Genomic DNA, 20,042 nt, shown 5'->3' with positions numbered 1-20,042 from the left:
GTGGCCTTCGTGGTGAGTGATTCAAATCAGAGTCCCTGCTTGAGGCTGGCCTCGATGAAGCCGTCGAGGTCGCCGTCGAGCACGGCCTGGGTGTTGCCCACTTCCACGTTGGTGCGCAGGTCCTTGATGCGGGACTGGTCCAGCACGTAGGAGCGGATCTGGCTGCCCCAGCCGATGTCCGACTTGGTGTCCTCCAGGGCCTGCTTCTCGCTGTTGCGCTTCTGCAGCTCCAGCTCGTAGAGCTTGGCCTTCAGCTGCTTCATGGCCTGGGCCTTGTTCTTGTGCTGCGAACGGTCGTTCTGGCACTGCACCACGATGCCGGTGGGATTGTGGGTGATGCGCACGGCCGACTCGGTCCGGTTAACGTGCTGCCCGCCGGCGCCGCTGGCGCGGTAGACGTCGATGCGCAGGTCCGACGGGTCGATCTCGATGTCGAAATCCTCGTCCACCTCGGGTGCGACAAACACCGAGGCGAAGGAGGTGTGACGGCGGTTGCCCGAGTCGAAGGGCGACTTGCGCACCAGGCGGTGGACGCCGGTTTCGGTACGCAGCCAGCCGTAGGCGTAGGGGCCCTCGAAGAGGATGGTGGCGCTCTTGATGCCGGCCACCTCGCCCTCGGAGACCTCCATCAGCTCGGTTCTGAAGTCGTGCCGCTCACCCCAGCGCAGGTACATGCGCAGCAGCATGTTGGCCCAGTCCTGGGCCTCGGTGCCGCCCGAGCCGGCCTGGATATCCACGTAGGCGTTGCTGCCGTCCATCTCGCCGGAGAACATGCGCCGGAACTCGAGGCCCGCCACCTGGCTCTCCAGGCGCTCCACATCGGCGGCCACCTCTTCGACGGTGCCGGCGTCGTTCTCCTCGCGGGCCAGGTCCAGCAGCTCGCGGGCATCCCCGAGCCCCCGGTCGAGGGCCTCCAGGGCCTTCACCTCATCCTCCAGCCGGGCCCGCTCGCGCCCGAGCTCCTGGGCCCGATCGGGCTTGTTCCAGACCTCCGGATCCTCGAGCTCGCCTACGACCTCTTCCAGCCGTTCACGCTTGCCGTCGTAGTCAAAGATACCCCCTAAGGGCTTCATAGCGCCCCTGGAGGTCGTCGATCTGCTGCAGGATGGGGTTGATCTCGAGCATCGTGATTCCGCTCCGGGAAAAAGCGGAATTGTACCGGAGCCGGGGCCGGGGCGGAACCTCCGCCGGTCAGGAGATCACCGCCAAGACGCCAGGAACGCAAAGACAAAAAGTTAATAAAGCTACCGCAGATTAGCGGGATTTTCGTTGATTGACGGTGCCATTCCAAAGTCGTTGGTCAGGCAACCTTCCAACACGCGTGACCGCGAATGCACAAGGCAACGTGGTCGGCTTGGGCGATACACTATTCGGATTGTATGAGAAATCTGCGTAAATCAGCGTAATCTGCGGTTAAAACTTTTTTCATCTTTTCTTTGCGTTCCTGGCGCCTTGGCGTTGATCGACGGCTGGCTTCAGGAGGAGCGGGCCTTGAGGGCGGCGATGCGCTCCTCCAGGGGCGGGTGGGTCATGAACAGCCGCTTGAGGCCGGTGCCGATGCCGCCGGAGATGCCGAAGGCGGCCATCTGGTCGGGCAGGTGGGGCTGCCGCACGTTCGCCTGCAGCCGCTCGAGGGCCGCGATCATCTTCTCCCGTCCGGCCAGTCGGGCGCCGCCGGCATCGGCGCGGAACTCGCGCCGCCGGCTGAACCACATGACGATGATGCTGGCCAGCACCGCAAGCACCAGCTCCGCGATGATGGAGGTGATCCAGAATGCCGGGCCGTGTCCCCGCTCGGTCTTGAACACCACCCGGTCCACCACGTGACCGATGACCCGGGAGAGGAAGATGACGAAGGTGTTCACCACGCCCTGGATCAGGGCCATGGTGACCATGTCGCCGTTGGCCACGTGGCTCACCTCGTGGGCCAGCACCGCCTCGGCCTCGTCGCGGGTCATGCTCCCGAGCAGGCCGGTGCTGACGGCCACCAGGGCGTTGTTGCGGTTCATGCCGGTGGCGAAGGCATTCACGTCGGGGGCATCGTAGATGGCCACCTCGGGCATCCCGATGCCGGCCCGGCGGGCCTGGCCGGCGACGGTGTCCAGCAGCCAGGCTTCCGCCTCGTTGCGGGGCCGCTCGATCACTTTGGCGCCGGTCATGCGCTTGGCGGTCCACTTGGAGATCGCCAGGGAGATGAGCGACCCGGAGAACCCGATCACGCCCGCGAAGATCAGCAGTGCGTTCAGATCGAGCCCCACGCCCTGCTCGTCGAGAATGCTTTCGATGCCGAGCAGGCGCATGGTGATGTTGAGCACGAACAGGACTGCGATGTTGGTGCCCAGGAACAGGGCAATGCGGGTGAACATGGGCGTATGGGCTCCTTCTCCGGGCCGTTGCGTCAAAGGTGTATATGGGCTCGCTCAACGGCTTTCAAGTGTCCGCCACGAGTTCAGACCGGCGCCGCCGGCTCCGGTTCCCAGGTGACCCGTTCGCCGAGGCAGCCCCTGAGTTTCTGCCGCAGGTGGCGCAGCCCCGCCTCGCTGTAGGGCCGGGCCGGGACCCGACCCCACACCGGCGCCGGCCAGGCCGGATCGTCACGGTGTCGCACCACGTGGTGGACATGGAGCTGGGGCACCACGTTGCCCAGGGCCGCCACGTTCATCTTGTCGGCGCAGAAGCACTCCGCCAGCCGCTCGCCGAGGAAGCAGGATTCCTGCAGCAGCTGCAGCCGATCCGACTCGTCCAGCTGCCAGATCTCCTCCACCCCCTCCCGATCCGGCACCAGGATGAACCAGGGGTAGTTGGCGTCGTTCATCAGCAGCAGCCGGCACAGGGCAAACCGTCCCAGCTCGATGCAGTCCGCCGCCAGCCGTTCGTGCAGTGCCGCCATAACCGCTCCTCGGAAGGCTTTCCGTGACCGCAGATTGACGTTGATTCTCGTTGATTCCTGTTGCCAGCCCAGGTTGTTACAAAGCCGCTTTCGGCATGATACAGGCTTCAGAACAGGCTGCTTCCGCGTGGATGGGCGTTTTCAAATCCACGAGAATCAATGCCAATCTGCGGTTGATCCTTGAATCTTCTCAGCGCCCCTTCTTCTTGGTGTGGCGCATGAGCCGCTTGCGCTTCTCCTGCTGGCGTGGAGTCAGGGGGTTCTTGCGGCCGGCGAAGGGGTTCTCGCCGGTCTTGAACTCGATGCGCACGGGGGTCCCCTCCAGCTTGAACACCTTGCGGAAGGTGTTAACGAGGTAGCGCCGGTAGGAGTCGGGGACATGCTCGGTCTGGTTGCCGTGGATGATGACCAGCGGCGGGTTGCGCCCGCCCAGGTGGGCATAGCGCAGCTTGATGCGCCGCCCGTGGACCAGCGGCGGGGCGTGATCGGCCACCGCGTCGGTAAGCACCTGGGTCAGGCGGGTGGTGGACAGGGCCTGGGTCGCCGCCTCGTAGGCCGCCTCCACCGAGGCGTAGAGATCACCCACCCCGGTGCCATGGAGGGCGGAGATGAAGTGGATGCGGGCGAAATCCGCGAAGGCGAGGCGGCGCTTGAGCTCGTTGCGGACCCGCTCGCGCTCGTCGCGATCCATGCCGTCCCACTTGTTCACCGCGATGACCAGCGCCTTGCCGGTTTCGATGACGAAGCCGAGCAGCCGCAGATCCTGGTCGGACACCCCCTCGCGGGCGTCCACCACGTGGATGACCACGTGGGCCGCCTCGATGGCCTGCAGCGTCTTCACCACGCTGAACTTCTCCACCACCTCGTGCACGCGGCCCCGGCGGCGTACGCCGGCCGTGTCGATGAGGGTGTAGCGGCGCCCGCGCCGCTCCAGGGGGATGAAGATGCTGTCCCGGGTGGTGCCCGGCAGGTCGCAGACCACCACCCGCTCCTCGCCGAGCATGCGGTTGACCAGGGTGGACTTGCCCACGTTGGGGCGTCCGGCGATGGCGATCCGGATGCCGCCCTCGTCCTCGGTCGGCATGCCCTCCTCCGCGGATTCGGGGAAACCGGCCAGGACTTCGCCGACCAGGCCGGCCACGCCCCGGCCGTGTGCGGCGGCGACCGGGTAGGGTTCACCCAGCCCCAGTCCGTGGAACTCCGCCAGCGCGGCGGCCGGGTCGATGCCGTCCACCTTGTTCACCACCAGCCTGACCGGCTTGCCCAGCCGCCGCAGCCAGTCGCAGATGCGCTGGTCGCCCGGGATCAGGCCCGAGCGCGCATCCACCATGAACAGGACCGCGTCGGCCTCCTGCACCGCCTGCTCCACCTGGCGGGCCATGAGGCCGTCCAGCTGCTCGGCCTCGCCGCTCAGCCCGCCGGTGTCGATGACTATATAGGAGCGCAGGCCGATGCGGCCCTCGCCATAGAGGCGATCCCGGGTCACGCCGGGCATGTCGGCCACCAGGGCGTCGCGACTGCGGGTAATCTGGTTGAACAGCGTCGATTTGCCCACGTTGGGGCGCCCGACAATCGCGATGACCGGTTTCAAGGTGTCTGGCCTGGTTCGTTTGGGGGTTACTGCAGCCGGAACGCGGCCAGTTCGCCGTCGGCACCCGCGGCATAGAGCGTGTTTCCAACGGCCACCAGCGCCGAAACCTTGCGATCGTCGAGGCGGTTGCGGGCCAGGAAGTGGCCATCGCCCGAGGACATCCAGTGCAGGTAGCCCTCGAAGTCACCCACCACCACCGCACCATCCACCACCACCGGCGCGGTGAGGCGGCGGGCCCGCAGCTTGTCCTGGCGCCACAGCGCGCTGCCGCGCCGATCCTCCAGCCCCCAGACCAGGTCGTTCTCGTCGGTGACATAGACCATGCGCTCGTTGGCGCCCAGGCCGCTGTAGGAGGACATCTCCCGCTCCCACAGGGCCTCGCCGCTGAACAGGTTCAGCGCGGCCACCCGGCCCTGGTAGGTCACCACGTAGACCGTGTTCCCGACCACCACCGGCTCGGCGTCGATATCCACCATGCGTTCGATCTCGCTGCGGCCGCGGGGGATGGCGATGGAGCGCTCCCAGGCCACGTCGCCCTTCTCCAGCAGGACCGCCACCAGGCGTCCGGTGGCGAAGCCGGCGATGGCCGCGCCCCGCGCCAGGACCGGGGAGCTGGTGCCCCGCAGGGTCAGCACCGGGATGCCGCGGTCGTAGATCCAGGTCCGCGCCCCGTCGGCTGCGCCGAGCCCCCAGAGCTTGCCGTCGATGGTCTGCACCACCACCCGGCCCTCGCCGGCCTGGGGCGCGGCCAGCACCTCGCTGGAAACCCGCGCGCGCCAGCGTTCGTTGCCGTTGTCGGCATCCAGCGCAATCACCTCGGCATCGCTGGTGCCCACCAGGACCAGGCCCTCGCCCAGCCCGACCCCGCCGCTGATGCTGGTGTCCAGGTCCCGGCGCCAGACTTCGCGGCCGTTCTCGGCATTCAGGGCCACGACCAGGCCGTTGGCGTCGGCCATGTAGACGCGACCGCCCCCCACGGCGGGCAGCAGCCGGATCGCCTGACCGTCGATGCCGTCGCCCACGTTGGCGGACCACAGGGTGGCGACGGAACGCTCGGGCGGAAACTCTTCCAGCGGGGTGGGAGGCTCGGCGTTGTCCTCGCCGATCATCCAGCCGCTTACCGTGGAACAGCCCCCCAGCCCCAGGAGCAGGAACAGCGGGAACAGCGTCAGCAGGCGTTTCATTGGCCCTCCTTGCCCGTCACGGGGGTTGCCAGGTCATTCAGTTTCATTTGCAGCAGATCGCGATTCTCCGCCGGTGCGGGCAATGCGGCGAGAGCCGCGGCGTAGGCCGCGCGGGCTTCGTCCCGGCGTCCCAGGCGCGCCAGCGCATCGCCGCGCAGCTCGTCGTAGCGGGGCGCGAAGCTGCCGGCCTCGACCCCCTGCAGCAGTGTCAGGGCAGCTTCGGCGCGATCGGCGCTGACCAGCACCCGCGCCAGGCGCAGACGCGCCATGTGCCGGTAGGATTCGCTCCCGGCATGGTCCAGCGCCCAGCGCAGCCGCGCTTCGGCGGCACCCAGGTCACCGCCGTCCACAGCGACCTTGGCCGCCGCGAAGGCCGCCAGGACCGCATAGGGTGTGTCGGCGTAATCGGCGGCGAGCCGATCCGCGAGCTCGCGGGTCTGCTCCGCGCCACCCTTGGCGAGTGCCGCCAGGGCCGACTCGTAGAGGCCGGAGGCGTCCACGGCACGCTGGTCCTGGTAGCCGACCCACCAGCGCCACCCGAACACGCCACCCAGGCCCAGCACCAGGCCGAGGAGAATGGCCACGCCGTTCTCCTTCCACCATTTCTTGATGGCTTCTATCTGTTCCTGCTCGGAATCATAGACATCCACGGCCTGCTCCCGTCTCTCGGTTTCCGAAATTGCTGATATGTTCGCCCGGCATCAGATCGCGCACGGCGGCGCGTCAATGCCCGGCGGCCGAACCGTCCACCAGCGCTGCCAGGCACCGGCACAGGGCGTCCTCGCCCAGACTCTCCTGGTCGTGATCCTCGCGCAGGTACTTCACCCCCACTTCCCCGCGCGCGATCTCGTTCTCGCCCAGCAGCAGCGCAAGGGCCGCACCGCTGCGATCCGCCCGCTTGAGCTGGGCCTTGAGGCCACCGCCGCCGCAATGGGTCAGCAGCCGCAGACCGGGCACCCGATCCCGCAGCCGCTCGGCCAGCAGGAGCCCGTCCTGCTGCACCGTGTCGCCGCCCAGCAGCGCCAGGTAGGCGTGGGGGGCGACATCGGCCGGTCGTGCCCGCTCCGCGGATTCCATCAACGCCACCAGCCGCTCCAGGCCCATGGCGAAACCCACCGCCGGCGTGGCGCGGCCACCCAGGTGCTCCACGAGGCCGTCGTAGCGGCCGCCGGCGCAGACCGTTCCCTGGGCTCCCAGCGCGTCGGTGACCCACTCGAACACGGTCCGGCCGTAGTAGTCGAGCCCGCGGACGAGACGCGGATTGAGCGTATAGCGCAAGCCGGCCGCCTCGAGCACCGCCACGAGACGATCGAAATGCGCCCGCGATTCGGGGTCCAGATGATCGATCAGCAGCGGCGCCTGCCCGATAATCGGCTGCATGTCGGGATTCTTGCTGTCGAGGATGCGCAGCGGGTTGGTTTCCAGCCGTCGCCGGCTGTCCTCGTCCAGGGCCGCATGGTGTTCCTTCAGGTAGTCCACCAGCCGGTCACGGTAGGCCGCGCGGGCCGCGGCGGTGCCCAGGGAGTTGATCTGCAGCTCCACCAGGTCAGCGATGCCCAGCTGCCGCCACAGGCGGCCCGTCATCAGGATCAGCTCCGCGTCCACGTCCGGCCCCTCGAGGCCGAACACCTCGGCGCCGATCTGGTGGAACTGGCGGTAGCGCCCCTTCTGCGGCCGCTCGTGACGGAACATGGGACCGAGATACCAGAGCCGCTGCACCTGGTTGTAGAGCAGCCCGTTCTCGATCCCGGCGCGCACGCAGCCGGCGGTACCCTCGGGACGCAACGTCAGGCTGTCGCCGTTGCGATCCGTGAAAGTGTACATCTCCTTCTCGACGATATCGGTGACCTCGCCGATGGAACGCGCGAACAGCTCGGTCCGCTCCACGATGGGCATGCGGATCTCGCCGTAGCCGTACGCGGCGAGAATATCCCGCACGGCACCCTCGATCTGCTGCCAGTAGGGCGTCTGGTCCGGCAGGATATCGTTCATCCCGCGGACGGCCTGAATTGCTTTGGACAAGTTTCCCCCGTTGACCTTTCCGCTCTCCGCCGGGGCGGAGAGCACTGCTCAGCTGTCCTGTTCCGTGTCGCGTTGTTTCTGCAGGCGCTCGCGGATGACCCGCTCCAGTTCGTCCACCAGGCCCGCATTGCCCACCTTGCGGCTCGGGCTGCCGTCCAGGTAGAGCAGGTTGGCAGGGTCGCCGCCGGTCAGGCCGACCTGGGCCTCGCGGGCCTCCCCCGGTCCGTTGACCACGCAGCCGATGATGGCCACGTCGAGCGGGTCGATGACATCCTCCAGCCGCTGCTCCAGGGCATTGACCGTGGCGATCACATCGAACTCCTGCCGGGCGCAGGTGGGACAGGCGATGAAGTTGATGCCCTTGCTGCGCAGGTGCAGGCTCTTGAGGATATCGAACCCCACCTTGATCTCCTCCACGGGATCGGCGGCCAGGGAGACGCGGAGCGTATCGCCGATGCCCTCGGCCAGGAGCATGCCCAGCCCCACCGCGGACTTCACCGCGCCGGAGCGCAGTCCGCCCGCCTCGGTGATGCCGAGGTGCAGGGGCTGCTCGATCTGGCCGGCGAGCTGACGATAGGCGGCCACGGTCATGAACACGTCGGACGCCTTGAGACTCACCTTGAAATCGGGATAGGAGAGCCGGTCGAGGATATCGATGTGGCGCAGGGCGGACTCCACCAGCGCCTCCGGCGTGGGCTCTCCGTACTTGATCTGGAGATCCTTTTCCAGGGACCCCGCATTGACGCCGATCCGGATCGGAATGCCGCGGTCCCGGGCGGCATCCACCACGGCGCGGACACGGTCCTCGCGCCCGATGTTGCCCGGATTGATGCGCAGGCAGTCGGCGCCCAGCTCCGCCACCCGCAGGGCGATGCGGTAATCGAAGTGGATGTCCGTCACCAGGGGCACCCGCACCTGGGCCTTGATGCGACCGAAGGCCTCGGCCGCGTCCATGGTCGGGATGGAAACCCGGACGATGTCGGCCCCCGCCCGCTCCAGGGCCCGGACCTGCGCCACCGTGGCCTCCACGTCGCAGGTGTCGGTGTTGGTCATGCTCTGCACGCTGATGGGGGCGTCGCCTCCCACCGGCACGCTGCCCACCATGATGCGGCGCGAGACCCTGCGCTTTACGGCTGCCGGACCGTGCATGGAAGGGGCTCCGTTCAGTTGCCTTCGCCGAGGGTGAAGCGGGCCACGCCCTGACGGCCGGAGGCGAGGTGATCGTAGGGCTCACCGCGGTACTCGACCTTCACCACCGGCGCATTGCCCAGCACCACCCGGTACGGCAGGCCGCCGCTGTACTCCAGGGTTTCGCCCGCCGGGATGACGCCCACCTTCAGTACCTTGCCGCTGCCGTCGGTAATCCGCACCCAGCACTCGCCGCTGAAGGTGAGGCGCAGATCCGCCGCACCCACCTCCGCTTCCGCGGCTGCGGAGTCGGCCGCAGCCGCCGTCGTCCCGTCGTCCGGAGCGGGCGCCGTGCCGGTCCGGGCGGCTGCCGGCCCCGGCGCCCCCTCCGCTCCGGCGGGGGCCTCCGGCATGGGTGACGGCGGGGCGGACGGGGCCGCTTCGGGGGCGGCGGCTGCGATTGCCGGCGCCGAGTCCGGCTCCGCGGCCAGGCCCGGGCCGGGCGGCTGCGTGATCGGGACAGCCGGTTCGGACCCGACCGGGCGCGGGGGCGGCATGGGCTCCGCGCCCTCCCCGGCCATGCCGGCAGCGGGCGCGGTGGCGGGCGCCGGCTGATCCTCGGTGATATTGCTGCGCCACCAGATCACGGTCAGGGCAATGATGCCACCGACGATGGCGTAGGTAATCCAGCGCACCGGGCGATCGCTCATGCGGGCCTGGGTCCGCGCCGGCCTGGGCGTGACCCGGGGCGGCTCCGTCCAGCTGGCCCCCTCCACCCCGTCGAGCTGGATCAGCAGCTCGTCGGTGGGCAGCCCCATCAGGCGGGCGTAGCTGCGCAGGTAGCCGCGCATGAACACGGGACCCGGACCGGCATCGTAATTGTCGGTCTCGAGCGCATCGATGATGCTCCGGGTCAGGTGCAGCTGCGCAGCCACCTCGGCAGTGCTCAGGCCACGGGCTTCCCGTGCGGCACGCAACCGCGACCCGGGCTGGAGCCGGTCGCTGCGGTTGTTCTCCTCGGCTGGATCGACTGCGGTTTCCATCATTGATTCCCCGTCTGCATCAGCAATCGGTTCTCCTCGGAATCCGGGAACCGGGCCCGCAACAGCAGCGCGTAGCTCGCCGCCCGGTCATCGTCACCGGCAGCGCGGGCCAGGCGAATCCCGAGCCACAGACTCTGCGGCGTCTGTTCGGAAACTTTCAGAAACCGGTCCAGGTAGTCCTGGGCCAGTTCCCGGTTACCGCGCTCGAATTCGATGCGGGCGAGCTGGTAGAGGGACTTCGGCAGGCGGCTGTTGTTGCCCAGCGCACTGCGGAAATACTTCTCCGCCTGCTCGTTCCTGCCCGCCAGCAGGGCGCACTGGCCGGCATTCTCATAGGCCATGGCCGGGGTGCGGTAGAGCGGATTGTCGAGCGCCAGCTGGAACTCCCGGTCGGCGTCGTCGTAGCGCTTGAGCTCGCACAGGAACACGCCGTAGTTGTTGTGCGCCTCGGAGTAGTTCGGCTGCAGCTCCAGCGCCCGCTTGAACGAGCTCTCCGCCGCGTCGTATTCGCGCAGCCGGGCCCGGAGCAGCCCCATGGCATGGTGGGCCGAAGGCAGACGCGGATCCTCCTGCAGCGCCCGCTGCAGTTTCGACATGGCGAGATCGGGACGACCGCCTTCCATGTAGGCAACCCCGAGATTGGTATAGATCTCCGCCTTGGTCGGCTCGCGATCCACGCCGGGAATGGTCGTGACCGGCTCGGTGCGGCTCTGCAGCGTGTTGCAGCCGGCCAGGGCCAACACCAGGATCAGGAGCCAGCCCCCTTTCAACGCCTTCCTCATCACACTTGTCCTCCCTGCAGGGCGATGCGCTGGGTGCGGCGGGTCCGGTCGGCGACCCGCCCGACGAGCTGACCGCAGGCGGCATCGATGTCCGCGCCCCGGGTCTTGCGGGTGACCGTGGTGTAGCCCGCCGCCATCAGGATGTTGCGGAACTCGTCGATGGTGGCATCGTCCGGACAGCCGTAAGGCGCGCCCGGGAACGGATTGAAGGGTATCAGGTTGATCTTGGACGGCAGCCCCTTCAGCACCCGGCACAGGGCGCGGGCATGGGCCGGCGAATCATTGATGCCGGCCAGCAGCACGTACTCGATGGTTACCCGGCGCCGGTCATTTTCTCCCAGGTAGCGCCGACAGGCCGCCAGCAACTCCCGGATGGGATACTTGCGGTTGATGGGCACCAGCTCGTTGCGGAGTTCGTCGTCCGGCGCGTGGAGGGAGACGGCCAGGCTGACATCGCTGACCTCGGCCAGCCGGTCGAGGGCCGGCACGACACCCGCGGTGCTCAGGGTGACCCGGCGCTTGGACAGGCCGTAGGCGAGATCATCCATCATCAGGTTGGTGGCCCGAACCACGTTGTCGAGGTTGAGCAGGGGTTCGCCCATGCCCATCAGCACCACGTTCGTGACCATCCGGTCGCGGCCCGTGCCGGGCTCGGGATCCAGCTCCCGTACCGCCAGCCAGACCTGGCCGATGATCTCGCCGCAGGTGAGATTGCGGTTGAACCCCTGCCGGGCCGTGGAGCAGAAGGTGCAGTCCAGGGCGCATCCCACCTGGGAGGAGACACACAGCGTTCCGCGCCCCTCTTCGGGAATGAACACGGCCTCGACGCAGTTGCCGTCGGCCAGGCGCAGCAGCCACTTGCAGGTGCCGTCGGTGGAGCGCTGCTCCAGGGCCACCTCCGGCAGACGCACTTCCGCGACCTCGGCGAGGCGGGCCCGGAGCGCCTTGCTCAGGTTGGTCATGGCCGCGAAGTCGACGACGCCATGCTGGTGAATCCACTGCATGACCTGGGTGGCACGGAACGGCTTCTCGCCCAGCTCCGTGAAAAAGGCCGCGAGGCCCTCACGGTCCAGGTCCAGAAGGTTGATCTTGGGCGTCGTCGTCGCGGCCATAGGCATGGGTCGGGGGGGCCGGCGGCCTGAGGCCGCCGGCGCTCCGGATTCAGCGGGTACGGGGGCAGATCTCCTCTTCCCTGAAGAAGAAGGCGATCTCGGTCTTGGCGGTGTCGGGACCATCGGAGCCGTGCACGGCATTCTCGTCGATGGTGGAGGCGAAATCGGCGCGGATGGTGCCGGGCGCGGCCTCCTTCGGATTGGTGGCGCCCATCACCTCGCGGTGCTTGGCGATGGCGTCCTCGCCTTCCAGCGCCTGGACCATCACCGGGCCGGAGGTCATGAACGCCACCAGGTCGTTGAAGAAGGGACGTTCCCTGTGCACGGCATAGAAACCCTCCGCCTGCTCGCGGCTCAGGTGCAGCATCCGGGCGGCGACGATGCGCAGGCCCGCCTTCTCGAACCGGCTGTAGATTTCACCGATGACATTCTTCGCCACGGCATCGGGCTTGATGATGGAAAGGGTGCGTTCAACGGCCATCGATAGCTCCGCTAGTCAATTGTTTTTGAAAGATTAACACCAGAGTTCCCAGCGCCGCTCCAGAATCTCGCGCGCGACCGGGTTCCCGAGAAAAACTGAACCCGCGATTATACGCGGGTTCCGGGGCAATGACACGGTCTTTGGGATTCGGCAAGCGGTGCCGGTGCCGGTTTTCCGACGGGCCCGGCGGGGATCGCCCGGCCCCGCGTCCCGACGCCTGCGAACCTCAGCCGCGTCAGGCCGGCGCCGCCCGGCGGCAGGCCCGGAACGGGGCGGAACCGCTCAGTCCCGCTCCTCCATCCAGGCCATCTGGATGGCCTCCAGTATCTTCTCGTTGGAGTGTTCGGGGTCGTCGTCGAACCCCTCCAGGGCACACACCCAGGCATGCAGGTCGGTGAAGCGGACATAGCGCGGGTCGACCTCCGGATGGGACTCGTCCAGCTCGATGGCGATGTCGTTGATATCGGTCCACTTCATCAGTGATGCTCCGAGGCCAGGTTGATGTTGTACTTCGGAATCTCCACCACCAGGTCCGCGTCGGCAACCACCGCCTGGCAGCCGAGGCGCGACTCCGGCTCCAGGCCCCAGGCCTTGTCGAGCATGTCCTCCTCCACCTCGTCGGCATCCTCGAGCGACTCGAACCCCTCGCGGACAATCAGGTGGCAGGTCGTGCAGGCGCAGGATTTCTCGCAGGCATGCTCCAGCTCGATGCCATGCGCCAGGGCCGCGTCCAGGATGGTGGTTCCCGGCTCGGCATCCACGACCATGCCCTCCGGGCAATAGTCCTCGTGTGGAAGAAAAATGATTCTCGGCACCCTCAACCCCCCGCGAACTCTTCCAGTTTGTGACCCTGCAGCGCCCGGCGGATGCTGGCATCCATGCGCCGGGCGGCGAACTCGGCCGTCAGCCGGTCGAGCTCCTCCATGCGGCGCTTGATCAGGCGCTGATCGCTGCCCGAGCGCGCCTCGCGCAGCGCCGTCATGGCGCCATCGATGGCCTCCCGCTCCGCGCCGCTGAGCAGGCTTTCGCCATCGGCTTCCAGCGCGCTGTCGAGATTCTCCAGCAGGCGGTCGGCCTCCACCTGCTGCTCGCGCAGGTTGCGCGCCTGGACATCGTCCTTGGCGTGATCCAGGGAGTCGCGGAGCATGGACTCGATCTCCGCCTCGTTGAGGCCGTAGGAAGGCTTCACCTGGATGCTGCTCTCCACCCCGGTGGACAGTTCCCGGGCCGAGACACTGAGCAGGCCGTCGGCATCCACCTGGAAGGTGATGCGGATGCGGGCCGCGCCCGCCACCATGGCGGGGATCTCATGCAGCTCGAAGCGGGCCAGCGAACGGCAATCGCTGACCAGTTCGCGCTCGCCCTGGACCACGTGGATGGCCATGGCGGTCTGACCGTCCTTGAAGGTGGTGAAATCCTGTGCCCGGGCCGCCGGAATGGGCGTGTTGCGGGGGATGACCTTCTCCACCAGTCCGCCCATGGTCTCCATGCCGAGCGACAGGGGCAGCACGTCGAGCAGGAGCATCTCGTTCTCGGGCTTGTTGCCCACCAGGATATCGGCCTGGATGGCCGCGCCGACGGCCACCACCCGCTCGGGATCGATGTCGGTGAGCACCGGGCGGCCGAAGAACTCGCTGACCCGCTCCCGCACCCGCGGCACCCGGGTGGAGCCGCCCACCATCACCACGTCGGCGACCTCGGCGGCTTTCAGCCCGGCGTCGCGCAGGGTCCGGCGGGTGGTGGCCAGAGTCCGGTCGATGATGGGATCCACCAGGGCATCGAACTGCGCACGGGTCAGCACTCCCTCCCAGCTGCCCCGCCTGCCGCAATCGATGACGATGGTGGTCTGTTCGGCCTCCGTCAGCGCCTCCTTCGCGGCGCAGGCATGGGTCATGAGCCGGCGCAGCTCCTGGTGGCTGGCGTCATCGCAGACACCCGCCTGGGCCATGATCCACTCCGCCACGGCCCGGTCCATGTCGTCACCGCCCAGCGCCGTGTCGCCGCCGGTGGCCATCACCTCGAACACGCCCTTGTTGAGGTGGAGGATGGAGATGTCGAAGGTGCCGCCGCCCAGGTCATAGACGGCATGGATGCCCTCGGAGCCCCGATCGAGGCCATAGGCCACGGCCGCGGCGGTGGGTTCGCTGAGCAGCCGCAGCACCTTCAGGCCGGCCAGCTGGGCGGCATCCTTGGTGGCCTGCCGCTGCGCATCGTCGAAATAGGCGGGCACCGTGACCACCACGCCGCTCAGCTCGCCGCCCAGCGTATCCTCCGCCCGCGCGGCCAGCGCCTTAAGGATCTCGGCCGAGACCTCCACCGGGCTGATTTCACCGGCGACGGTCCGCAGGCGGGGCATGCCCTCCTCGCAGCCGACGAAGTCATAGGGGAGCAGGGAGCCGGCGTACTTCACGTCGCTCACGCCGCGCCCCATGAGCCGCTTCACCGAGGCGATGGTGTTGAGCGGGTCCTCGTGGGCGAACTTGCGCGCCTCGTAGCCGACGAGCACGCCGCCGTCCGCGCTGTAGTGCACCACGGAGGGCAGCAGGTGCCGCCCCCCGGCATCGGGCAGGGTCTCGGCGCTGCCGCTGCGCACGGAGGCGACCAGGGAATTGGTGGTGCCGAGATCGATGCCGACGGCGAGGCGTTGCTGGTGCGGGGCCATCGACTGGCCCGGCTCGGATATCTGCAGAAGTGCCATGTTTCAGGTTTCGATCAGACGTTCGAATGGGTAGACCTTGAAGCGGAGCGCTTCAGGGAGCGTTGCCGGAGAATCGCCCGCCAGGAGTCGTATGCCGCCGCTGGGCCTGGGTCCGGGGCGGTCATCACACTCGCGGGCCCCATGCCGTCCCGGCCGGCACTCAGAGCTCGAGCAGTTCCTCCTCCAGATCGGTCGCCTGCTGGTGCAGGCGCTCCATGAACTGCAGTCGCCGGACGGCCTCGCAGGCCGCCTGCAGGGACTCGGCGGTGCCGGAATCGAACTCTCGCGCCAGCTCCGTTCGCAGTGCGTCGATGCGCGCCTCGATGTCGCCGGCGACACGGGCCACGGCCTCGGCCGGCCGCTCCGCGTCACGGGCCTCCTCGAGACCCTCGCGCAGCTCCAGCTGGTCCATCAGGAAAGCGGGATCCATGACCGTGTTGTTTTCGAGTCCGGGGTCGAAACCCCGGCGCTCGAGCAGGTAGCACGCCCGCCGGAGCGGGTCGCGCAGGGTCTGGTAGGCTTCGTTGATGAGCGACGCCTTCTGTACCGCCAGCAGGCGGTCCCGGTCGGAGGCGCCGGCGAAGCGGTCCGGGTGGACGCTTCGCTGCAGATCGCGGTAGCGACCGGCCAGATCCGTCGCGTCGAGAGCGAAGCCGGGTTCAATGCCGAACAGGGCGAAGAAATCGTCAACCACCGGCGGGGTGGTCGGCTGGATTTCAGACACCGAAGCTCTCGCCGCAGCCGCAGGCATTCTTGGCGTTGGGATTGTTGAACTTGAACCCCTCGTTGAGCCCCTCGCGGGCATAGTCCAGCTGGGTGCCGTCGAGGTAGATCAGGCTCTTGGGGTCCACGATGATCTTCACCCCGTGGTCCTCGAAGACCTGGTCCTCGGGCCCGACGGCATCGGCGAATTCCAGGACATAGGCCATGCCGGAACAGCCGGACGGCTTGACCCCCACCCGCAGGCCTTCGCCCTTGCCGCGGTTGGCCATGTATTTCCGCACATGATCGGCGGCCGCTTCAGTCATCGTGATAGCCATTAGCATCGACTCCCATGTGGCTCTCGGTTCTATATCCGGTTCGACCGGACCGTGTACCCGGTGTTCCGGCCGCTGTCGGGCGGCCAATGGTAGCACAGCCCGGCTGCGCGGCACCCCGGATCCGGCCGGTTCAGCCCTTGCGCTTGGACTGGAAGTCCTCGATGGCGGCCTTGATGGCGTCCTCGGCCAGCACCGAGCAGTGGATCTTCACCGGCGGCAGCGCCAGCTCCTCGGCAATGGCGCTGTTCTTGATCTGGCGGGCCTCCTCCAGGGTCTTGCCCTTCACCCATTCGGTGACCAGGGAGCTGGAGGCGATGGCCGAGCCGCAGCCATAGGTCTTGAACTTGGCATCCTCGATGACGCCCTGGTCATTGACCCTGATCTGGAGCTTCATCACGTCGCCGCAGGCGGGTGCGCCCACCATGCCGGTGCCGACGTTGGGATCCTGCTTGTCCAGGTTGCCCACGTTGCGCGGGTTCTCGTAGTGGTCCATGACCTTGTCGCTGTAAGCCATGCGTCTTTCCCTCGTATTCATGTGCCGGCGCCGCAACGCCGGCCTGTCGTCAATCGGTCAGTGGGCGGCCCACTGCACGGTGGAGAGATCGATGCCCTCCTTGTACATCTCCCACAGGGGCGAGAGCTCGCGCAGCTTCTGGACGGCGGTGCGGATCTGCTCCACCGCGTAGTCCACCTCCTCCTCGGTGGTGAACCGGCCCAGGGAGAGGCGGAGCGAGCTGTGCGCCAACTCGTCCTTGCGCCCCAGCGCCCGCAGCACGTAGGAGGGTTCGAGGCTGGCGGAGGTGCAGGCGGAGCCGGAGGAGACGGCGATATCCTTCAGCGACATCATCAGCGACTCGCCCTCCACGAAGGCGAAGCTGACGTTCAGGTTCCCGGCCACGCGGTGCTCGGGGTCGCCATTGAGGTAGACCTCCTCCATGTCCTTGATGCCGTCCCAGAGGCGGTCGCGCAGCATCCGCAGGCGCTCGTTCTCGGCGGCCATCTCCGCGCGGGCGATGCGGAAGGCCTCGCCCATGCCCACGATCTGGTGGGTGGGCAGCGTCCCGGAGCGCATGCCGCGCTCATGGCCGCCGCCGTGCATCTGGGCCTCGATGCGCACCCGCGGCTTGCGCCGCACGTACAGGGCGCCGACGCCCTTGGGGCCGTAGATCTTGTGTCCGGAGAAGGACATCAGGTCCACCTTCATCTGCTGCAGGTCGATGGGCACCTTGCCCGCGCTCTGGGCCGCGTCCACGTGGAACAGCACGCCGCGGGAACGGGTCAGCTCACCGATGGCGGCGATGTCCTGGATGACCCCGACCTCGTTGTTCACATGCATGATGGACACCAGGATCGTGTCCTTGCGCAGGGCGGCTTCCAGCTTCGCCATGTCCACCAGCCCGCTCGGCTCGGGATCCAGGTAGGTCACCTCGAAACCCTCACGCTCGAGCTGCCGGCAGGTGTCCAGCACCGCCTTGTGCTCGGTCTTGCAGGTGATGATGTGCCGGCCCTTCTTCTGGTAGAAGTGGGCCACGCCCTTGATGGCCAGGTTGTCCGACTCAGTGGCGCCGGAGGTCCAGACGATCTCCTTCGGATCGGCGTTGATCAGGGCGGCCACCTCGGCACGCGCCTCCTCCACCGCCTTTTCGGCGTCCCAGCCGAAGGGGTGGGAGCGGGAGGCCGGGTTGCCGAACATGCCGTCCGGCGTGAGATAGGCCATCATTTTCTCTGCGACCCGGGGATCCACCGGGGTGGTGGCCGCGTAATCCATGTAGATCGGGAGCTTCATCGGTTTACTGCCTCGTACAGACCGCGGTAGCGTTCAGGGTAGGCCGGCTCAGGCGTTGAGCGCCCCGGCGCTGATGCTCTTCTCGCTGGCACCGTGCTGATGCTCGCTCTCGATGGCTTCGCGCCGCGTAACCAGCTCGCCCAGGGTGATGCCCTGCAGAAACTCCAGGATCTGGTCGCTGAGGTCCATCCACAGGTGGTGGGTCAGGCAGGCCCGGCCCTCCTGGCAGTTGCCCTGGCCGCTGCAGCGGGTGGCGTCGATCTTCTCGTCCACCGCCTGGATCACGTCGGCGACGGCGATCTCGCCGGCCTCGCGGCTCAGCCGGTAGCCGCCGCCCGGACCGCGGGTGCTGTTCACCAGCCCCTGCTTGCGCAGGCGGGAGAACAGCTGCTCGAGGTAGGACAGCGAGATGCCCTGCCGCTGGGAGATGTCTGCCAGGGTGATGGGCCCTTCCTGGTAGTGGATGGCCAGGTCCAGCATCGCGGTGACGGCGTAGCGCCCTTTCGTGGTCAGCCTCATTGCCTTTTACCTTCCCGGGTTGGTGTATAAGATACCGCTAATTCTACATAGCCTACTATGGCAGTCAACTAAAAATCCCTATTTATTTTGTTGACTCACTGTTTCCGGGCTCTCCTCCGCCGCCGCGGCGTCACCCTCCCCGGGAGAGCCGCAGTTGAGGTTCTCCTTGACCCGCTCGACGTCCAGCCCCTCCCCTTCGAGATCGGGGTACTCGGCCCCCAGGACCTTGAGTGAACGGCACATGGCTTCCAGCCGCTGGTCGGTGGCATGCATATGATCCAGCATGCAGTCGATGGCCTTGGCCACGGGATCCGGCATGGTGCCGTGCATGCCGTAGGCATCGAAGCCGATCTTGCGGGCGATGGCGTGGCGCTTCTGCTGCTGCTCGTCATCCTCCTCGCCCCGCATGATGACATGTCCGGGTACGCCGACCACGGTCGCCCCGGGCGGCACATCGCGGATCACCACGGCATTGGAACCGATGCGCGCGCCATTGCCCACCACGAGGGGACCGAGCACCTTGGCCCCGGCCCCCACCACCACGTTGTCGCCGAGGGTGGGGTGACGCTTGCCCGCACTCCAGCTGGTCCCGCCCAGGGTCACACCGTGATAGAGGGTGCAGTCGTCCCCGATCTCCGCCGTCTCCCCGATGACCACCCCCATGCCGTGATCGATGAAGAAGCGCCGGCCGATGCGCGCGCCGGGATGGATTTCGATGCCGGTGAGCCAGCGGGCCAGGGTGGAGAGGGTGCGGGCCAGCCATTTCCAGTTGTGCCGCCACAGGGCGTTGGCCATGCGGTAGTAGATGACGGCATGGATGCCGGGATAGTTGGTGATGACCTCGAAGGTGTTGCGTGCGGCGGGATCGCGATCGAATACGCTGTTGATGTCTTCGCGGAGTCTGGAGAACATGGGGCGTCCGAGCGGAAGGCTGAAAAGTCCCAGCATTATACTGGGTAATCACCCTCCCTTTCCAGCGGGAAACCATGATCGGCGTCAGTCTCCCGGCTCGGTAGGGCGCCGGAATTGCAGATGCTTCTCCATCGCCTTGAGCATGCCCCGCAGGATGTTGAGCTCCACCCGGTCCGGCCGCGCGCGGGCATAGAGGCGGCGCAGCCGGGGCAGGAGCCGCTTCGGGCTGTCCGGATCGAGGAATCCGGTCGCCACCAGGACCCGCTCGAGGTGGCCGTAGAACCCTTCCATCTCCGCCTGGGTGACGGGTTCACCCTCCGGTGCCTCGGGGGCGGCGGGACGCGCCGGCGCCGCTCCCGCTGCAAGGCGCAGCTCATAGGCCAGGATCTGCACCGCCGCGGCCAGGTTCAGCGAGCTGTAGTCCGGGTTGCTGGAAATGGTGACATGGAAGTGGCAGCGGGCCAGCTCGTCGTTGGTCAGGCCGGTCCGCTCACGGCCGAACAGCAGCGCCACCCGATCCCCCGCGCCCGCCTCGGCCGCCAGTCGCCCGGCCGCCTCGCGCGCCTCCAGCAGCGGCCAGGGCAGGGTCCGGCTGCGGGCGCTGGTGCCGGCCACCAGCACACAGTCGGCCACGGCCTCCTCCAGGTTCGCGCAGACCTCGGCCCGGGCCAGGATGTCGTCCGCCCCCGACGCCCGGGCCGTCGCCTCCGCACAGGGGTAGTCGGCGGGCTGCACCAGCCGCAGCCGGGACAGCCCCATGGTCTTCATGGCCCGGGCCGCGGCGCCGATGTTGCCGGGATGGGACGGGTTGACCAGCACGATGGTGATATTGTCGAGCACGGTTCAGCTCCTGG

The 20,042-nt window shown here is 67.7% G+C and carries 22 protein-coding genes; all 22 read right to left on the bottom strand.

The genetic code is table 11. From position 1 onward, the window contains the following. Positions 1 to 26: 26 nt before the first annotated feature. Positions 27 to 1,125 (bottom strand): peptide chain release factor 2 gene (prfB, locus tag DFQ59_RS05495; RefSeq protein WP_114278686.1). Its coding sequence is split into 2 segments (ribosomal slippage): positions 27 to 1,049 and positions 1,051 to 1,125, totalling 1,098 coding nucleotides; the frame shifts between segments, so codons are not numbered across the junction. Between the two features lie 350 nt (positions 1,126 to 1,475). Then, positions 1,476 to 2,366, bottom strand: coding sequence for a protease HtpX (htpX, locus tag DFQ59_RS05490; RefSeq protein ID WP_114278685.1), 891 nt, complete (start codon positions 2,364 to 2,366; stop codon positions 1,476 to 1,478). Positions 2,367 to 2,449: 83 nt separating this feature from the next. Beyond that, positions 2,450 to 2,890: an HIT domain-containing protein gene (locus tag DFQ59_RS05485; protein ID WP_114278684.1), complete on the bottom strand. Its 441-nt coding sequence runs from the start codon at positions 2,888 to 2,890 to the stop codon at positions 2,450 to 2,452. 190 nt (positions 2,891 to 3,080) lie between these two features. Next, positions 3,081 to 4,481, bottom strand: coding sequence for a ribosome biogenesis GTPase Der (der, locus tag DFQ59_RS05480; protein WP_114278683.1), 1,401 nt, complete (start codon positions 4,479 to 4,481; stop codon positions 3,081 to 3,083). A 26-nt stretch (positions 4,482 to 4,507) separates the two neighbouring features. Beyond that, positions 4,508 to 5,665 carry an outer membrane protein assembly factor BamB gene (bamB, locus tag DFQ59_RS05475; protein WP_114278682.1) on the bottom strand — a complete coding sequence of 386 codons (1,158 nt, stop codon included), beginning with the start codon at positions 5,663 to 5,665 and terminating at the stop codon, positions 4,508 to 4,510. Then, positions 5,662 to 6,315 (bottom strand): YfgM family protein, encoded by a 654-nt coding sequence (locus tag DFQ59_RS05470; protein ID WP_170142050.1) that lies wholly within the window; start codon positions 6,313 to 6,315, stop codon positions 5,662 to 5,664. Before DFQ59_RS05470 ends, bamB begins: the two co-directional genes overlap by 4 nt. Before the next feature lie 73 nt (positions 6,316 to 6,388). After that, entirely contained in the window at positions 6,389 to 7,687 is a 1,299-nt protein-coding gene (hisS, locus tag DFQ59_RS05465) for a histidine--tRNA ligase (protein WP_114279189.1), read from the bottom strand. A gap of 48 nt (positions 7,688 to 7,735) precedes the next feature. Then, a complete protein-coding gene (gene ispG, locus DFQ59_RS05460; protein WP_114278680.1) occupies positions 7,736 to 8,836 on the bottom strand; it encodes a flavodoxin-dependent (E)-4-hydroxy-3-methylbut-2-enyl-diphosphate synthase in 1,101 nt (366 codons plus the stop codon). 14 nt (positions 8,837 to 8,850) lie between these two features. Beyond that, positions 8,851 to 9,858, bottom strand: a complete 1,008-nt coding sequence (locus DFQ59_RS05455) for a RodZ domain-containing protein (RefSeq protein WP_170142049.1) — start codon at positions 9,856 to 9,858, stop codon at positions 8,851 to 8,853. Further along, positions 9,858 to 10,640, bottom strand: a complete 783-nt coding sequence (gene pilW, locus DFQ59_RS05450; protein ID WP_114278678.1) for a type IV pilus biogenesis/stability protein PilW — start codon at positions 10,638 to 10,640, stop codon at positions 9,858 to 9,860. Before pilW ends, DFQ59_RS05455 begins: the two co-directional genes overlap by 1 nt. Then, positions 10,640 to 11,752 (bottom strand): dual-specificity RNA methyltransferase RlmN, encoded by a 1,113-nt coding sequence (gene rlmN, locus DFQ59_RS05445; RefSeq protein WP_114278677.1) that lies wholly within the window; start codon positions 11,750 to 11,752, stop codon positions 10,640 to 10,642. The genes pilW and rlmN overlap by 1 nt, the downstream gene beginning before the upstream one ends. Before the next feature lie 49 nt (positions 11,753 to 11,801). Then, complete coding sequence (ndk, locus tag DFQ59_RS05440) at positions 11,802 to 12,233, bottom strand: nucleoside-diphosphate kinase (protein WP_114278676.1); 432 nt, start codon at positions 12,231 to 12,233, stop codon at positions 11,802 to 11,804. Positions 12,234 to 12,515: 282 nt separating this feature from the next. Next, complete coding sequence (gene iscX, locus DFQ59_RS05435; RefSeq protein ID WP_114278675.1) at positions 12,516 to 12,710, bottom strand: Fe-S cluster assembly protein IscX; 195 nt, start codon at positions 12,708 to 12,710, stop codon at positions 12,516 to 12,518. After that, the gene (gene fdx, locus DFQ59_RS05430) at positions 12,710 to 13,048 is read right to left on the bottom strand and encodes an ISC system 2Fe-2S type ferredoxin (RefSeq protein WP_114278674.1); all 339 of its coding nucleotides are present in this window, start codon (positions 13,046 to 13,048) and stop codon (positions 12,710 to 12,712) included. Before fdx ends, iscX begins: the two co-directional genes overlap by 1 nt. A gap of 2 nt (positions 13,049 to 13,050) precedes the next feature. Next, positions 13,051 to 14,931 (bottom strand): Fe-S protein assembly chaperone HscA, encoded by a 1,881-nt coding sequence (hscA, locus tag DFQ59_RS05425; RefSeq protein WP_114278673.1) that lies wholly within the window; start codon positions 14,929 to 14,931, stop codon positions 13,051 to 13,053. A 160-nt stretch (positions 14,932 to 15,091) separates the two neighbouring features. Further along, positions 15,092 to 15,655: a Fe-S protein assembly co-chaperone HscB gene (hscB, locus tag DFQ59_RS05420; RefSeq protein ID WP_211314798.1), complete on the bottom strand. Its 564-nt coding sequence runs from the start codon at positions 15,653 to 15,655 to the stop codon at positions 15,092 to 15,094. Then, positions 15,648 to 15,971 carry an iron-sulfur cluster assembly protein IscA gene (iscA, locus tag DFQ59_RS05415; protein ID WP_114278671.1) on the bottom strand — a complete coding sequence of 108 codons (324 nt, stop codon included), beginning with the start codon at positions 15,969 to 15,971 and terminating at the stop codon, positions 15,648 to 15,650. The genes hscB and iscA overlap by 8 nt, the downstream gene beginning before the upstream one ends. A 130-nt stretch (positions 15,972 to 16,101) precedes the next feature. After that, entirely contained in the window at positions 16,102 to 16,485 is a 384-nt protein-coding gene (gene iscU, locus DFQ59_RS05410; protein ID WP_114278670.1) for a Fe-S cluster assembly scaffold IscU, read from the bottom strand. A gap of 57 nt (positions 16,486 to 16,542) precedes the next feature. Further along, entirely contained in the window at positions 16,543 to 17,757 is a 1,215-nt protein-coding gene (locus tag DFQ59_RS05405) for an IscS subfamily cysteine desulfurase (RefSeq protein WP_114278669.1), read from the bottom strand. Positions 17,758 to 17,805: 48 nt separating this feature from the next. After that, positions 17,806 to 18,276 carry a Fe-S cluster assembly transcriptional regulator IscR gene (gene iscR / locus DFQ59_RS05400; RefSeq protein WP_114278668.1) on the bottom strand — a complete coding sequence of 157 codons (471 nt, stop codon included), beginning with the start codon at positions 18,274 to 18,276 and terminating at the stop codon, positions 17,806 to 17,808. 78 nt (positions 18,277 to 18,354) lie between these two features. Further along, the gene (gene cysE, locus DFQ59_RS05395) at positions 18,355 to 19,188 is read right to left on the bottom strand and encodes a serine O-acetyltransferase (protein ID WP_114279188.1); all 834 of its coding nucleotides are present in this window, start codon (positions 19,186 to 19,188) and stop codon (positions 18,355 to 18,357) included. Positions 19,189 to 19,272: 84 nt separating this feature from the next. Beyond that, positions 19,273 to 20,028 (bottom strand): tRNA (cytosine(32)/uridine(32)-2'-O)-methyltransferase TrmJ, encoded by a 756-nt coding sequence (trmJ, locus tag DFQ59_RS05390; RefSeq protein WP_114278667.1) that lies wholly within the window; start codon positions 20,026 to 20,028, stop codon positions 19,273 to 19,275. Positions 20,029 to 20,042: the final 14 nt, after the last annotated feature.

The sequence above is a fragment of the Thioalbus denitrificans genome (genome assembly GCF_003337735.1).
Lineage (GTDB): Bacteria > Pseudomonadota > Gammaproteobacteria > DSM-26407 > DSM-26407 > Thioalbus > Thioalbus denitrificans.
This window is presented reverse-complemented; position numbering and strand designations above follow the sequence as displayed.